This window comes from Legionella impletisoli (genome assembly GCF_900639875.1).
GTDB classification, from domain to species: Bacteria; Pseudomonadota; Gammaproteobacteria; order Legionellales; family Legionellaceae; genus Legionella_A; species Legionella_A impletisoli.
Genome location: NZ_CAAAIA010000003.1, coordinates 25090 through 39107, shown reverse-complemented (window position 1 = coordinate 39107; position 14018 = coordinate 25090). Strand labels below are relative to the sequence as shown.

Below are 14018 nucleotides of genomic sequence, written 5' to 3'. Positions count from 1 at the left end.
TTTTGCCTACTTGCCCTGATAAAATGTTAGCCATTGTCACCTATCTTAGAAACTTCTCTGGCTGGGGGATAACCGATCATCGGTCCTAACCAACCACGCTGTATCCAGCATCAACAAATAGCGTGTGGCCTTTAATCATCTCAGCCTCCGGTAAACATAAAAGATAAATGGCATTTGCAACATCTCCTGGGGTAAGCGCACGTGGAGCTAACGCATGAGCTTGGTATTCATCTAATAATTGCTCACGGTTTGGAAAATGCTTTAAAGCATCGGTATCCACTACCCCTGCGGAAACGGTGTTAACACTAATGCCCTCTTCTGCGAGCTCTAAACTTAATGACCGTACTAATGCCTCTAATGCCGCTTTAGAAGCGCCGATAAACGCGTAATTCGGAATGGCGCGTTGGGCACCAAGGCTCGATAAAGCAATAACACGTCCACCAACGGGCATTAAATGTTTGCCTTCTGTAACGAGGTGATTTAAAGCTAAAGCATTGGTTTCAAGGCACCATCGCCAATGTTTGGTGCTCATTTTGGTAGCAGGTTTCAAGACGCCACTTGCGGCGTTGCTGACTAAGATATCAAGCCGCTTAAAATGCGTTTGAAATTGCGTATACATTTCTTTAACGGATTGATGGTCAGCCACATTGGCTTGAATGGCAATTGCTTTTTGTCCTAAGTCTTCAATTTGAGCAACTAATGCCGAGGCTTCATCCGAGCTATTAAAATAGACAATAGCAATATCACATCCGGCTTCAGCAAGCTTTAGAGCAGTGGCTTTACCTATCCCGCGGGCTCCACCGGTAATAAGCGCCACTTTGTTAACGAGTGCTTGAGTCATAAAAATCTCTGAAATAAAACATTGCAAACTACCTTGATTCCTTATTTCTGTCAATGTTCGCCCTTGTTTCTATCATTCAAACTATGTACTATCTGCACACTGTTTTTACGTGGTGAAAGTACGAATGAAATTGAACTGGACGAACTGTGTTCTTCCGATTGCTGCTATTTTCTCATTTCGAATGCTTGGATTATTTATGCTGATCCCTGTATTTACTATCTATGCACCAAATTTGATGGATGCAACTCCCGCCTTAATTGGGATTGCTCTAGGAAGCTATGGTTTAAGCCAAGGCCTATTGCAAATACCAATGGGATTGTTGTCTGATCGTTTTGGTCGAAAACCAATCTTAGCGGTTGGCTTATCATTGTTTGTAGCTGGAAGTCTTCTGGGTGGAGTCACCAACTCAATCTATGGCATGATTGCTGCTCGAATTTTACAAGGAATGGGGGCCATAGGCAGTGTATTAATTGCCCTCATGGCTGATCTTACGCCTGATGAGCACCGCACCAAGGCCATGGCGGTTATCGGAGCCACCATTGGGCTATCGTTTAGCATCGCCATGGTTATTAGCCCAACAATGACACACTATTTTGGATTATCGGGCATTTTTTATTTAACGGCCATTCTCGCCTGTTTTGGTTTAATTTTAGTCTTTGGTGTCGTTCCGACTCCAGTAAAAGAACCGTTTCACCTCGATAGCGAAGTCTCTCCTGCTTTATTAAAACCAGCACTAAAAAACCCCCATTTATTGCGTTTAAATGCAGGGATCTTTTGCCAGCACTTTATCTTGACCTCAACCTTTTTCGCCATTCCTATTCTTTTACAACAACAAATCGAAGCAGGCTTACTCGAAAAGTCCTGGCATTTTTACTTGCCACTGATGGTGTTTTCTTTTTTAGCTATGGTACCGTTTATTATTCTAGCCGAGCGAAAAAGAATGATAAAACCCATTTTTGTGGCGGCTGTTCTAGTGATAGCATTATGCCAGACGTTATTAACTGTAACTTATTCATATTGGCTTAGCATTTGTCTTCTCCTCTTTTTCTACTTTATTGCGTTTAATTTTCTTGAGGCAAGCCTCCCCTCACTCGTTTCAAGACAAGCCAGCGCAGCCAGCAAAGGGACTGCAATGGGTATTTATTCAAGCTGTCAATTTTTAGGTATTTTTGCAGGCGGTGCCCTCGCTGGATTCGTCTATCAAAGCTTAAATAGCCGTGGCCTTTTTGCGGTGAATGCGTTGATTAGTTTTTTATGGCTCGCGATTGCTTCCTTTATGAATCCTTATCTTTATTTTTCGACACTCATTATCAAATCGCCTAAAACCGATGAATCTGAAGCGATTATTCAATCAAAACTTCTCGCCATACCTGGAGTCGTTGAAGCCACCTTTATTCCTGAAGAAAAGAATGTGTATTTGCGCCTTAATCATGCAGAATATAAACCCGGCAGCGTTGAGCGTGTTATTGCGACGTTATCACGTAAGGCAAGGTAAAAACGAAACCTTACGTGTTTTTTATTCCGCACGGAGAGGATTTCGTCTTTACCCTACGAATCGGTGCGAGAATTCGTTATAATCATTCATTAACTACATGAATTCAGTTCGAGTAAGCCCTTGGCTTATCGAACTTACCTTAACTATCGCACAATGGAGAATATATGGCTCGCGGGATTAATAAAGTTATCTTAGTTGGCAATGTAGGACTTGACCCTGAAGTTCGTTATATGCCAAACGGAAATGCAGTAACGACGTTGTCTGTTGCCACCAGTGAAACGTGGAAAGATAAACAAACGGGAGATAAACAAGAGCGCACCGAGTGGCACCGAGTCGTCTGCTTTAATCGCCTTGGCGAGATTGCCGGAGAATACGTACGTAAAGGATCCAAGCTCTATGTTGAAGGCAGCCTTCGCACCCGAAAGTGGCAAGATCAGCAAGGCCAAGATCGTTACACAACAGAAATTGTCGCTTCTGATATTCAAATGCTCGACTCAAAAGGGAATACACCTTCTTATTCTGAGCCTAGTACGAATCAATCCTATGGCACAAGTGCACAAAAACCCGCTCAACCGGTCGCCGAACCCGACGCATTCCAAGATTTAGATGATGATGTTCCGTTTTAAACTGTTAACGCATATTTTAGATTAAGCGTAGCTAATCTGCTTATCAACGCCTGGATGAAAAGAAAATCCTATCATCCAGGTTTTAATTTCAATCAATAGTCGGGATTACGAGCAACCATTTGCCTCATATGGGCACCGTAGCTCAACGCTGACTCCCTTAGATAAATCTTTATCTTTCAATTTATCAAATTCATCTTGGGAAATGACGGCGTGAATTTTTGTTCCATCACTGGTTTGCAAAGTAACCGTCTTGTAATGTTTGCTTATCTCGTTGGTATCAGCAAAGGCTGTACCAACTAGTAACGCTAATGCGGCGACTCCTGTCATGAAACGTTTCATTACGTTCTCCTTTTATGAATAGCAATTTAAGTCAGAATAAACGCATCTAATTGCACTAAATGAAATCAACATGTCTATGTTCCACGCATTATGAGAGGAATCCAGCTCCAAACTTCATTCAAGATCGACTAGATGCCCTGCATAAAGCAGGGCAAGTAGGCAAAAAAAAAGCGCCATGTTTAAGAATAGATGCGTTTGCCCTGTGATTTAAGTATAGTTTATGAATTTACAATTAGGAATTGAGTAAATTAAAAAAGTGGCTGTAGAAGAGTAATAAAAAAGCCAGGAATACCCTGGCTTTTTTATGTGTTTAACAAGCACTCATTCAGAGTCTTCGCTAAAGTCCGTTGGTCGGTCAACCAATTCAACGATTGCCATAGGAGCATTATCGCCTGTACGGTATCCGCATTTAAGAATTCGGATATAACCGCCGGGGCGCTCTTTGTAGCGTGGGCCTAGTTGGGTGAATAACTTTCCTACGGTGCTTTTGCTACGTAGTTGGTCAAACGCTCTACGGCGTGATGTTACTGAGTCTTCCTTACTGATGGTAATTAAAGGCTCAATAACACGACGTAGTTCTTTGGCTTTGGGCAACGTGGTTTTAATCAATTCATGCTCAATAAGTGAATTGCACATGTTTGAAAACATTGCCTTTCTATGGCTGCTTGTGCGGCTAAGATTTCGGCCGATGTTACGATGACGCATAACTAAAACTCCTAATATTATTCGCCAAGATTCTCTGGCGGCCAATTCTCAAGTTTCATCCCCAATGATAAGGAGCGAGAAGCTAGCACGTCCTTAATTTCAGTCAGAGATTTTTTACCGAGATTGGGGGTTTTCAACAATTCATTTTCAGTCTTCTGGACCAGATCACCGATGTAATTAATATTTTCAGCTTTCAAACAGTTAGCTGAGCGAACCGTTAACTCGAGATCATCAACTGGTCTTAAAAGAATCGGATCAAACTCATTACTTTCCTTTTGATCATGGCGAGATTCTTCAAACTTCATATCGACAAAGCTGTGTAACTGGCGTTGTAAAATACTTGCAGAAATTCGAATTGCTTCTTCAGGATCAATGGTGCCATTGGTTTGCAAATCAATCGTCAGTTTATCTAAATCCGTACGGTTTTCGACACGGGCGTTATCAACAAAATAAGCCACCTTCTTAACCGGGGAAAAGGTGCTGTCAATTTTCAGTTTACCGACTGATTTTTCCTTCATTTCATCTTCGAGCAAACGAACAAAGGTTTCAGTTGAACGAAATCCAATGCCTTTTTCGACCTTTAGAGTCATTTGCAAAGATCCGTTTTCATTCAGATTAGCAATCACAAACTCTGGATTTAATATCTCAGCACCATGAGTAAGCTCAATGTCTCCAGCGGTTACTTGACAAGGTCCTTTTTTGCTAAGCTTTAACGTCGCTTCGTTACCAACAGAAAGCTTTACTGCCACTTCTTTTAGGTTTAATAATATGTTTACTACATCTTCCTGCACACCTTCAATGGTGCTGTACTCATGTAATACGCCGTCAATACTAACTTCAGTAATAGCGCTGCCTGGCATAGACGACATTAAAATCCGTCGCAATGCATTACCAAGCGTGTGACCGAAGCCCCGCTCCAATGGCTCTAGTACAATACGGCTGTGATTAGGGGTTTCCGATTGAACTTTCAGAACCTTAGGTGTCAGCATTTCATTAATATCAGTATACATTCGGCTATATCTCCGATTTTACTTTGAGTAAAGTTCAACCACCAGGTTAACGTTAAAATCAGGTGGAAGATCTTCCAGGGTTGGTGTTGTGCTAAATGTGCCTTTAAATGAAGGCAAATCAACATTCAGCCAATCACATGAAGCACGTTGTTCAGATAACGCTATTGCTGCCTTGATACGACCTTGCTCACGCGCTCTTTGACGTACCGATACAACATCACCAGGCTTAACTAAAAAAGAGGGGATGTTCACGACTTGATCATTAACCAAGATTGCCTTATGTGCAACGATCTGCCGCGCTTCATTTCGAGTGCTTGCAAATCCCATGCGATAAACCACATTATCTAATCGACGCTCGAGCAATGCCATTAGGTTTTCACCCGTAGCACCCTTTTGTCTTGCGGCGGCTTTATAGTAATTACGGAATTGATTTTCCAAAACACCATACAGGCGTCTAATTTTTTGCTTTTCACGAAGCTGCAAACCATAGTCACTTAACCGTGGGCGCTTATCGCCATGTTGACCAGGAAGCTTTTCTGATTTGCACTTGGACTTATGGTCCCGTACACCACTTTTTAATAATAAATCGGTCCCTTCTCTACGTGATAACTTACACTTTGGACCAAGGTATCTAGCCATTGAATACTCCTGATTCTATACGCGACGCTTCTTAGGCGGCTTACAACCGTTATGCGGTATGCCTGTGACGTCTGTGATTTCTACAATTTTAAAGTCTTGAGAGATGAGCTCTCGAATCGTTGACTCTCGACCAGGTCCAGGACCATGAACAAATACAGCCACAGATTTCATACCATAGTCTTTAGCAACAGCAGCAGCCTTTTCAGTAGCTACTTGTGCTGCATACGGTGTACTCTTTCGTGATCCTCTAAAACCAGAACCACCCGAGGTTGCCCAGCACAAGGCATTGCCTTGTCTATCTGTAAAGGTAATGATTGTATTGTTAAAGGAGGCATGCACATGAACAATACCATCCGAGACTTGACGCTTTACTTTCTTACGTGTCTTTTGTTGTTTTAACTTAGTTGTTGCCATCTTTAAATCCTAAGTGAAATATCAAACTGCGCCTTTACGTCGGCCCTTTCGAGTTCTTGCATTCGTTTTCGTTCTCTGCCCACGTACTGGAAGCCCTCTACGATGTCTAAGACCGCGATAGCATCCCAAATCCATCAAGCGCTTAATGTTCATGCTAACGACACGCCTTAAATCACCTTCAACAGTAACCTTAGCAATTTCGCTTCGAATGCTATCAAGTTCTGAATCGCTTAATTCAGTAACTTTTTTGGTGGTCTCAACACCTGCTTTTTCGCAAATGTTTATCGATGTTTTCTTTCCAATACCGTATATGTATGTAAGTGCGATTACCACATGTTTATTATCCGGTATATTAACTCCTGCAATACGAGCCATTAATTATTTCTCCGATCTTTACTTGCTCTGCCGAAAGGGACAGAAGAATACTAGTTTCAGTGATTAAAATCAAGAGGGTTACCCTTGCTTTTGCTTGTGTCGTGCATCTTTACAGATTACACGGACTGTACCACCACGCTTAATAATCTTACAGTTGCGGCAAATTCGTTTAACTGACGCTCTAACTTTCATCATTTACTCCAATATAAATCATAATAGACCAGGCAGTTTCGTTCCTTTAAAATTTGCCTTCTTCATCAGCGAGTCATATTGCTGTGTCATCAAATGAGCCTGTACTTGCGCTACAAAATCCATAATTACAACAACAATAATCAGTAATGATGTTCCGCCAAAGTAAAATGGAACGTGCCATGTATACATCATAATTTGTGGTAACAAACAAACGAGAACCAGATAGATTGCTCCAACCAATGTCAGCCTTGTCATGACCGAATCAATATATCGTGTTGTTTGTTCGCCTGGTCTAATTCCAGGAATATACGCTCCTGACTTCTTAAGGTTATCTGCAGTATCCTTTGGATTGAACACAAGAGCCGTATAAAAAAATGCAAAAAACAATATCGCTGCAGCATACACAATTAGATAAAGTGGCTGACCTGGTGAAAGCGCCATGCCAATATCAGATAGCCAATCCATTCCTTTACCTCGAGCAAAAAACTGCGCCAACGTCGCAGGCAATAAAATAATACTCGATGCAAAAATTGGCGGAATAACACCAGCCATATTAATTTTTAATGGTAAATGGCTGGTTTGTGCCGCATAAACTTTTCGACCTTGAGTTCTTTGAGCATAGTTCACGCGAATGCGACGCTGGCCACGCTCTACAAACACAACAAAGCCTGTAACAAGCACAACAATGACGGCTATGAGCAGCAACGTCAATGCTTGCATTTGACCTTCTTTAACTTGCTGTAATACAGATGCAATTGCTCCTGGCATACTAGACACAATTCCTGAAAAGATGATGAGGGAAATACCATTTCCAACACCCTTTTCAGTGATCTGCTCCCCAAGCCACATTAAGAACATGGTTCCCGTTACCAAGGTAACGACCGCAGTAAAATAAAATGCCAAATCGGGTTGTAAAGCAATTTGCTGTGCTGCCAACCATCGAGCCATACCAAGCGACTGGAATATTGCCAGCACCATGGTTAAGTAGCGTGTGTACTGGTTTATCTTACGTCGACCAGACTCACCCTCTTTCTTAAGTTGCTCAAGTTTTGGCACCACCACAGTAAACAACTGTATCATAATGGATGCAGAAATATAGGGCATTATCCCAATTGCGAACACCGTCACTCGCGATAATGCACCACCAGAAAACATATTAAATAAACCAAAAATCGTGTTTTGCTGTTCGCTAAAAAAATTAGCTAACTTCTGTGGATCAAGTCCAGGGACTGGGATATGCGCACCCAATCGATAAACTAAGATTCCCAGAGCAACAAACATCAATCGAGATTTAAGCTCAGCTAATCCTCCTAATGAAGGGCCAATTCCTTGCTTCTGGTTTCTCATATTCACTCTTCTATGCTTCCACCAAGGTCTTCAATAACTTTACGCGCACCTTTCGTTACTTTTAAGCCCTGTAGTGTCACAGCGCTCTTTAACTCACCAGATAGAATGACTTTAACTTCCAGTATTGACTTATTTACGAGCCCCGCTTCTTTTAAAGCAGCCAAATCTATGGTCTTAGCTTGTACTTTTCCAAGCTCAGATAAGGTTATCTGATCAACGGTTTTACCAACGCGCGAACTGAATCCCATTTTAGGCAATCGGCGTTGAATAGGCATTTGTCCGCCTTCAAAATTGATCTTATGAAAACCGCCAGCTCGGGCTTTTTGCCCTTTGTGACCACGCCCACTGGTTTTACCTAAGCCAGATCCAATGCCTCTTCCCACGCGCTTCTTACTTGTTTTAGCACCTGGTGCTGGAGATATAGTATTTAAATTCACTTTACATTCTCCTCAACGTTAACCAGATAATTAATTTTATTTACCATACCTCGAATGGATGGGTTATCTGGTTGAATCACTGTGCTGTTTACCTTTTTCAGACCTAATTGTTTAGCAATTTCGATATGAGCCGGTATACGACCGATTAGGCTTTTGTTCAAGGTGATTTTAATTTTATTTTTCATGTCTACCCTGCCATCACTTCTTGTACAGACTTACCACGCTTGGCAGCCACGTAATCTGGTGTTCCAATGTGTTTTAGTGCGCTGATGGTTGCACGTACAATATTGCTTGGATTAGTTGATCCAATGCTCTTAGCTAAGATATTTTGCACACCCAATACTTCTAGCACGGCACGCATTGCGCCACCAGCGATGATTCCAGTACCTTCGCTTGCAGGCTTCATAAATACTTTAGAAGCGCCATAACTCTGAGTAATCTCATGGTGGATTGTATTACCTGCTAAAGGGATATAAACCATATTCTTTTTAGCTTGATCCATTGCTTTTTGAATAGCGATTGGTACTTCACGTGCTTTTCCACGGCCGAAACCAACCTTTCCCTTTCCATCACCAACGACAACCAGAACGGCAAAACCAAATACACGCCCACCTTTTACCACCTTTGCAGTTCGAGTGACCGAGACCAGCTTTTCCTGGTAACCGTCTGTTTTTTGTATTTCTTCATTTGCCATAATAAATCCTTAAAATTCTAAGCCAGCTTCACGAGCTGCATCAGCTAATGCTTTAACGCGGCCATGGTATTTATAACCAGATCGATCAAAAGCTACTGCTTCGATCTTCTTTTGCTTTGCGCGTTGAGCTAATAACTTGCCAACCTGGGCTGCTTGCTCAGATTTGTTGCCGGACAAAGTTGAGCGCAACTCTTTATCTAATGTAGATGAAGCTGCAAGCACTTTATCTCCATTCGGGGTCCGCTCAACGATTTGAGAGTAAATATGAGATGCGCTTCGATAGACAACTAATCTTAAACGATTAGAGCTTCGGATATTATATTTTGTTTTAAGACCGCGGCGCTTTCGGGCAGTTTGCTTATTCATGTCTTCTACCTTATTTCTTCTTCGCTTCTTTACGAATAATGGTTTCACCTGCGTACTTAACCCCTTTCCCTTTATAAGGCTCAGGTGGTCGCAAGCTTCGAATTTCGGAGGCCACTTGACCGAGCAACTGCTTATCAATACCTTTGAGTACAATAGTCGTATTGCTTGGTGTTTCAACGGCTACGCCTTCAGGTAAAGCATATTCAATTGGATGAGAATAACCCAATGAAAGAGAAATTGACTTTCCTTTAGCCTGAGCACGATAACCTACGCCAACTAGTTCTAAAGAACGCTCAAATCCTTCGGTTACGCCTTTTACCATATTGTTAATAATTGCACGAGCCGTGCCGGCCTGCGCCCAAGCATTAGGATCATTTGATGCTGGGTTTAGGTTAATTTGCTTTTTATCTTCATCTTTGGTTACTTTAACCAATCGATTACAATGCTGCATTAAAGTGCCCTTTGGGCCCTTCACGGTAACGCTATCTTTACCTACTGTAATTTCAACGTTTGAAGGCAGCTTAATAGGGGCTTTTGCTACTCTAGACATATCGTTCCTCGCTTGTATTATGCCACTTCACACAGAAGTTCACCACCAACACCGTTTGCTTTAGCCGCTATATGTGTCATAACACCTTTGGAGGTTGATAAAATAGCAATACCAAAGCCAGGAACTGCGGATAATTCTTTAGAAGATTTATACACCCGCAAACCTGGGCGACTTATTCTTTTAATACGCTCAATAACTGGAGCGTCTTTAAAATATTTCAAAGTGAGTGTAATAGCTTTTTGGTTATTGTCTAACGACTCAACGGCGTAGTCTGTTATATAACCTTCATCTTTCAACACCCTTGCGATTTCTTCTTTTAAATTAGATGAAATCATGGTAACACTTTGGTGCTTAGCTTGCTGGCCATTTCTAATCCGGGTCAGCATATCAGCAACGGGATCGTGCATGCTCACAATTGTTCTCCACTAAAATAGTTATTACCAGCTAGATTTTCTACCGCCGGTGACATTTCCAGTCATTAGTTGCTCGCGCAGGCAAATACGACACAAACCAAATTTACGGTAAACCGCATGAGGACGTCCGCACTGCTGACAACGTCTGGTGTGTCGTGTTGGGCTTGAATTAACAGGTAACTTAGCTAATTTTTCCTGCGCTTCCATTATTTCATCGACGTCATTAGATGACTTGATCACTTCTTTTAATTCAGCACGTCGGCTTCGATATTTATCAACCAATTCTTTTTTTCTGAGTTCGCGTGCAATAATTGATTTTTTAGCCACAGTTATACCCTTCTTATTTTCTATCTTTATCTCTTAAAGGCAGATTGAAGGCTTCTAAAAGCGCTCTACCTTCTTCATTTGTTTTAGCACTGGTCGTAATGCAAATATCTAGGCCGCGAATTGTATCGATCTTGTCGAAATCAATTTCAGGAAACACGATTTGCTCTTGGATCCCCATGCTATAGTTACCAGTTCCGTCAAAAGCTTTAGGGTTTAAGCCTCTGAAGTCACGAACCCTTGGCAAGGTAATCGTGATAAGCCGATCTAGGAACTCATACATTCGGTTTTGTCTTAATGTGACTTTGCATCCTACTGGCCATCCCTCACGTATTTTAAAACCAGCAATTGATTTTTTTGCATTCGTCACAATCGGTTTTTGCCCGGAGATTTTTTGAAGATCTTCAACAGCAAAGTTCATGACCTTTTTATCACCCACGGCTTCGCCAACTCCCATATTTAGAGTAATCTTCTCGATTTTAGGCACTTGCATGATACTTTTGTAGCCGAATTGTTTCATCAGCTTATCGACCACTTCTGTTCTATAAAATTCTTTAAGTCTAGCCATTTCCATCACCTAATTATGCAAGGTCAACTAATTCATCATTTGACTTGAAATATCTCACCTTGACCTTATTGCCATCTTTTTCGATAAATTTAAAGCCAACACGATCAGCCTTTTTGGTAACCGGGTTGTACAGTGAAACATTAGAAACATGCAAAGGTGCTTCTTTAGTAATGATTCCACCACGCTGATCCAGTTGAGGGTTGGGCTTAACATGCTTCTTTATTAAGTTAGCTCCTTCAACAACAACTCTGTCATCAACCACTCGGACAACTTTGCCGACATGTTGCTTGCTCTTACCCGTGTTTACTATGACGGTATCGCCTTGTTTAATGCGTTTCATAACACCATCCTTCTCATAATACTTCAGCGGCAAGTGAGATGATTTTCATAAATCTCTCACGAAGCTCGCGGGTAACTGGGCCAAAAATACGTGTACCTATAGGCTCGTACTGGTTATTCAGTAGCACAGCTGCGTTACCGTCAAAACGAATTAATGAACCATCATCACGTCGTACACCTTGACTGGTGCGCACGACAACAGCGTTCATTACAGCGCCTTTTTTGACCTTGCTGCGGGGTATCGCCTCTTTAATACTAACTTTAATGATGTCACCAACACGGGCATATCGTCTATGAGAGCCGCCTAGCACCTTGATACACATCACTTTGCGCGCGCCGCTATTATCTGCGACATCGAGCACCGTCTGCATTTGTATCATTCTATTCTCCAGATCTAAAATTTGACCAGAAAAAGGCTGCTGATTATATCAGGCCTCTTGGTATTTTAAAAGTAAATCGAATCGTGAATTTAGGAAATTACTTCAACTAATTCCCATGTTTTCGTTTTAGAGAGCGGACGGGTCTCACGAATCTTTACGGTATCTCCAATTTTAGAAACTTGATTTTCATCATGCGCGTGCATTTTTGTTGTACGCTTAATCATTTTTCCATACTTGGGATGCTTTACAGTTCTCTCAACCAATACCACGATTGTTTTTTCCATTTTGTCACTAACGACTTTACCAACGGTGGTTCTGGCGGTTGTTTCACGATCGGACATTACGCACCTGCCTTTTCTGTCATAATGGTTTTAATTCGAGCTATAGATTTACGAACGGCAGTAATTAAATGAGTCTTATCAAGTGACCCACTGGCTCTTTTTAATCGTAAATTGAACTGCTCTTTTCTTAGCTGTAGCAATTCCTGCTTTAGCTCTTCCATATTTAATTGTCTTAATTCACTTATATCTTTCATCACATCACCTTACGCTCTTCGAAGGTCACTTTGAATGGAAGCTTTGCCTTAGCTAAATTAAATGCTTCGATTGCTAATTCTTTACTAACACCTTCCATTTCGAAAAGTACTTTTCCGGGCTGAATTTGTGCTACCCAATACTCAACATTCCCCTTACCTTTCCCTTGTCGGACTTCTAATGGCTTTTGAGTAATTGGTTTATCAGGAAACACACGAATCCAAATTTTACCACCACGTTTAATGTGGCGAGTCATCGCTCGTCGTGCTGCTTCGATCTGACGCGCAGTTAATCGACCTCTTTCAACTGCCTTCAAACCAAATTCACCGAAACTAACTTTGCTGCCTCGTTGAGCCAGTCCGCGGTTTCGGCCTTTCATTTGCTTTCGATATTTTGTTCGTTTCGGCTGTAACATAATTGTAAATCCTCACTCACTGACGGCTGTCGAGTTACGGCTCTTTTGCGGAACACTTTCGCCTTTAAAGATCCAAACTTTAACACCAATGATTCCGTACGTTGTTTTTGACTCTGCCGTACCATAGTCAATATCTGCTCTAAAGGTATGCAACGGAACTCTTCCTTCACGATACCATTCGCTACGAGCAATTTCGGCGCCGCCAAGACGTCCGCTTACACAAATCTTAATGCCTTTTGCACCCGCCTTCATAGCGGATTGTACAGCGCGCTTCATCGCTCGACGAAACATAACACGCTGTTCAAGTTGTTGTGCAATACCTTCAGCTACTAGCGTTGCATCCAGTTCAGGCTTACGAACTTCTTCAATGTTCAAATGAACTGGAACGCCTAGCTTTGAAGCGATTTCACTACGTAGCGTTTCAATTCCACCACCTTTCTTACCAATAATTACGCCAGGTCGAGCCGAGTGGATGGTGACAACCGCATTATTCGCTGGTCTTTCAATCTGAATTCTACTAACCGCTGCAGACATAAGTTTTTTCTTCAAATCTTGTCTTAGATTTATATCCTGATTCAGTAATTCAGCATAATTCTTGTTGGCAAACCATTTGGAATTCCAATCTTTAACAATTCCTAGGCGTATACCAATTGGGTTTACTTTTTGTCCCATTGTTATTCCTCATCAGATACTTTAATGGTGATATGACACGTGCGCTTGCTGATACGGTTTGCTCGACCTTTTGCACGCGCGCGGATGCGCTTCATAGTCGGCGCCTCATCAACACACACCATTCCAACTTTAAGCTCATCAATATCAGCACCATTATTGTTCTCTGCGTTTGCAATTGCAGATTCTAATAGTTTTAGCATTAACTGAGCACCCTTTTTAGGGGTAAACTTTAGAACGTCACGCGCCCTTGACACGTCCATTTTGCGTATTAAATCCGCTACAAGCCTGCCTTTTTGTGCAGACAATGGTGCATTTTTCAACTTTGCTATAACTTCCATCATCGC

Annotated in this window: 26 protein-coding genes; 2 read left to right on the top strand and 24 right to left on the bottom strand. The window is 41.8% G+C overall.

The window, feature by feature from the left end; all coding sequences use genetic code 11:
- Window positions 1–85 precede the first annotated feature (85 nt).
- Window positions 86–841 (bottom strand): enoyl-[acyl-carrier-protein] reductase FabL, encoded by a 756-nt coding sequence (fabL, locus tag E1O41_RS04270; protein WP_131776081.1) that lies wholly within the window; start codon window positions 839–841, stop codon window positions 86–88.
- Window positions 842–965: 124 nt separating this feature from the next.
- Between fabL and E1O41_RS04265 the strand changes: the two genes are divergently transcribed.
- The gene (locus tag E1O41_RS04265; protein WP_131776080.1) at window positions 966–2336 is read left to right on the top strand and encodes an MFS transporter; all 1371 of its coding nucleotides are present in this window, start codon (window positions 966–968) and stop codon (window positions 2334–2336) included.
- Window positions 2337–2500: 164 nt separating this feature from the next.
- Window positions 2501–2962, top strand: a complete 462-nt coding sequence (gene ssb / locus E1O41_RS04260; RefSeq protein ID WP_131776079.1) for a single-stranded DNA-binding protein — start codon at window positions 2501–2503, stop codon at window positions 2960–2962.
- A gap of 105 nt (window positions 2963–3067) precedes the next feature.
- On the opposite strand, the gene E1O41_RS04255 is transcribed toward ssb, so the two are convergent.
- From E1O41_RS04255 to rplV, 23 genes are all read right to left on the bottom strand, one after another.
- The gene (locus E1O41_RS04255) at window positions 3068–3301 is read right to left on the bottom strand and encodes a histone H3/H4 domain-containing protein (protein WP_131776078.1); all 234 of its coding nucleotides are present in this window, start codon (window positions 3299–3301) and stop codon (window positions 3068–3070) included.
- A gap of 321 nt (window positions 3302–3622) precedes the next feature.
- Window positions 3623–4006 carry a 50S ribosomal protein L17 gene (rplQ, locus tag E1O41_RS04250; RefSeq protein WP_131776077.1) on the bottom strand — a complete coding sequence of 128 codons (384 nt, stop codon included), beginning with the start codon at window positions 4004–4006 and terminating at the stop codon, window positions 3623–3625.
- Window positions 4007–4023: 17 nt separating this feature from the next.
- On the bottom strand, window positions 4024–5016 hold the full coding sequence (locus E1O41_RS04245; RefSeq protein ID WP_131776076.1) for a DNA-directed RNA polymerase subunit alpha: 993 nt from the start codon (window positions 5014–5016) through the stop codon (window positions 4024–4026).
- A gap of 18 nt (window positions 5017–5034) precedes the next feature.
- Entirely contained in the window at window positions 5035–5655 is a 621-nt protein-coding gene (rpsD, locus tag E1O41_RS04240) for a 30S ribosomal protein S4 (RefSeq protein WP_131776075.1), read from the bottom strand.
- Between the two features lie 15 nt (window positions 5656–5670).
- A complete protein-coding gene (gene rpsK, locus E1O41_RS04235; RefSeq protein WP_131776074.1) occupies window positions 5671–6069 on the bottom strand; it encodes a 30S ribosomal protein S11 in 399 nt (132 codons plus the stop codon).
- 21 nt (window positions 6070–6090) lie between these two features.
- Window positions 6091–6444, bottom strand: coding sequence for a 30S ribosomal protein S13 (gene rpsM, locus E1O41_RS04230; protein ID WP_131776073.1), 354 nt, complete (start codon window positions 6442–6444; stop codon window positions 6091–6093).
- Window positions 6445–6522: 78 nt separating this feature from the next.
- Window positions 6523–6636: a 50S ribosomal protein L36 gene (gene rpmJ / locus E1O41_RS04225; protein WP_010654813.1), complete on the bottom strand. Its 114-nt coding sequence runs from the start codon at window positions 6634–6636 to the stop codon at window positions 6523–6525.
- 18 nt (window positions 6637–6654) lie between these two features.
- On the bottom strand, window positions 6655–7983 hold the full coding sequence (secY, locus tag E1O41_RS04220) for a preprotein translocase subunit SecY (RefSeq protein ID WP_131776072.1): 1329 nt from the start codon (window positions 7981–7983) through the stop codon (window positions 6655–6657).
- Between the two features lie 2 nt (window positions 7984–7985).
- Window positions 7986–8420, bottom strand: a complete 435-nt coding sequence (gene rplO / locus E1O41_RS04215; protein ID WP_131776071.1) for a 50S ribosomal protein L15 — start codon at window positions 8418–8420, stop codon at window positions 7986–7988.
- Window positions 8417–8605 carry a 50S ribosomal protein L30 gene (rpmD, locus tag E1O41_RS04210; RefSeq protein ID WP_131776070.1) on the bottom strand — a complete coding sequence of 63 codons (189 nt, stop codon included), beginning with the start codon at window positions 8603–8605 and terminating at the stop codon, window positions 8417–8419. The genes rplO and rpmD overlap by 4 nt, the downstream gene beginning before the upstream one ends.
- A 2-nt stretch (window positions 8606–8607) precedes the next feature.
- The gene (gene rpsE, locus E1O41_RS04205; RefSeq protein WP_131776069.1) at window positions 8608–9114 is read right to left on the bottom strand and encodes a 30S ribosomal protein S5; all 507 of its coding nucleotides are present in this window, start codon (window positions 9112–9114) and stop codon (window positions 8608–8610) included.
- A gap of 9 nt (window positions 9115–9123) precedes the next feature.
- Window positions 9124–9480 (bottom strand): 50S ribosomal protein L18, encoded by a 357-nt coding sequence (rplR, locus tag E1O41_RS04200; RefSeq protein ID WP_131776068.1) that lies wholly within the window; start codon window positions 9478–9480, stop codon window positions 9124–9126.
- A 10-nt stretch (window positions 9481–9490) separates the two neighbouring features.
- A complete protein-coding gene (gene rplF / locus E1O41_RS04195) occupies window positions 9491–10030 on the bottom strand; it encodes a 50S ribosomal protein L6 (RefSeq protein ID WP_131776067.1) in 540 nt (179 codons plus the stop codon).
- A 17-nt stretch (window positions 10031–10047) separates the two neighbouring features.
- Window positions 10048–10437: a 30S ribosomal protein S8 gene (gene rpsH, locus E1O41_RS04190; protein ID WP_444543254.1), complete on the bottom strand. Its 390-nt coding sequence runs from the start codon at window positions 10435–10437 to the stop codon at window positions 10048–10050.
- Between the two features lie 30 nt (window positions 10438–10467).
- The gene (gene rpsN, locus E1O41_RS04185; RefSeq protein WP_131776065.1) at window positions 10468–10770 is read right to left on the bottom strand and encodes a 30S ribosomal protein S14; all 303 of its coding nucleotides are present in this window, start codon (window positions 10768–10770) and stop codon (window positions 10468–10470) included.
- Window positions 10771–10783: 13 nt separating this feature from the next.
- Complete coding sequence (gene rplE / locus E1O41_RS04180; protein WP_131776064.1) at window positions 10784–11335, bottom strand: 50S ribosomal protein L5; 552 nt, start codon at window positions 11333–11335, stop codon at window positions 10784–10786.
- A 13-nt stretch (window positions 11336–11348) separates the two neighbouring features.
- Window positions 11349–11675, bottom strand: a complete 327-nt coding sequence (gene rplX, locus E1O41_RS04175; protein ID WP_131776063.1) for a 50S ribosomal protein L24 — start codon at window positions 11673–11675, stop codon at window positions 11349–11351.
- A 13-nt stretch (window positions 11676–11688) separates the two neighbouring features.
- Window positions 11689–12054 carry a 50S ribosomal protein L14 gene (rplN, locus tag E1O41_RS04170; RefSeq protein WP_131776062.1) on the bottom strand — a complete coding sequence of 122 codons (366 nt, stop codon included), beginning with the start codon at window positions 12052–12054 and terminating at the stop codon, window positions 11689–11691.
- A gap of 89 nt (window positions 12055–12143) precedes the next feature.
- Complete coding sequence (gene rpsQ, locus E1O41_RS04165) at window positions 12144–12395, bottom strand: 30S ribosomal protein S17 (protein WP_131776061.1); 252 nt, start codon at window positions 12393–12395, stop codon at window positions 12144–12146.
- Window positions 12395–12589 carry a 50S ribosomal protein L29 gene (gene rpmC / locus E1O41_RS04160; protein WP_131776060.1) on the bottom strand — a complete coding sequence of 65 codons (195 nt, stop codon included), beginning with the start codon at window positions 12587–12589 and terminating at the stop codon, window positions 12395–12397. Before rpmC ends, rpsQ begins: the two co-directional genes overlap by 1 nt.
- Window positions 12589–13002: a 50S ribosomal protein L16 gene (gene rplP, locus E1O41_RS04155; RefSeq protein ID WP_131776059.1), complete on the bottom strand. Its 414-nt coding sequence runs from the start codon at window positions 13000–13002 to the stop codon at window positions 12589–12591. Before rplP ends, rpmC begins: the two co-directional genes overlap by 1 nt.
- A gap of 12 nt (window positions 13003–13014) precedes the next feature.
- On the bottom strand, window positions 13015–13674 hold the full coding sequence (rpsC, locus tag E1O41_RS04150) for a 30S ribosomal protein S3 (RefSeq protein ID WP_131776058.1): 660 nt from the start codon (window positions 13672–13674) through the stop codon (window positions 13015–13017).
- A gap of 2 nt (window positions 13675–13676) precedes the next feature.
- Entirely contained in the window at window positions 13677–14012 is a 336-nt protein-coding gene (gene rplV, locus E1O41_RS04145) for a 50S ribosomal protein L22 (protein WP_131776057.1), read from the bottom strand.
- Window positions 14013–14018 lie beyond the last annotated feature (6 nt).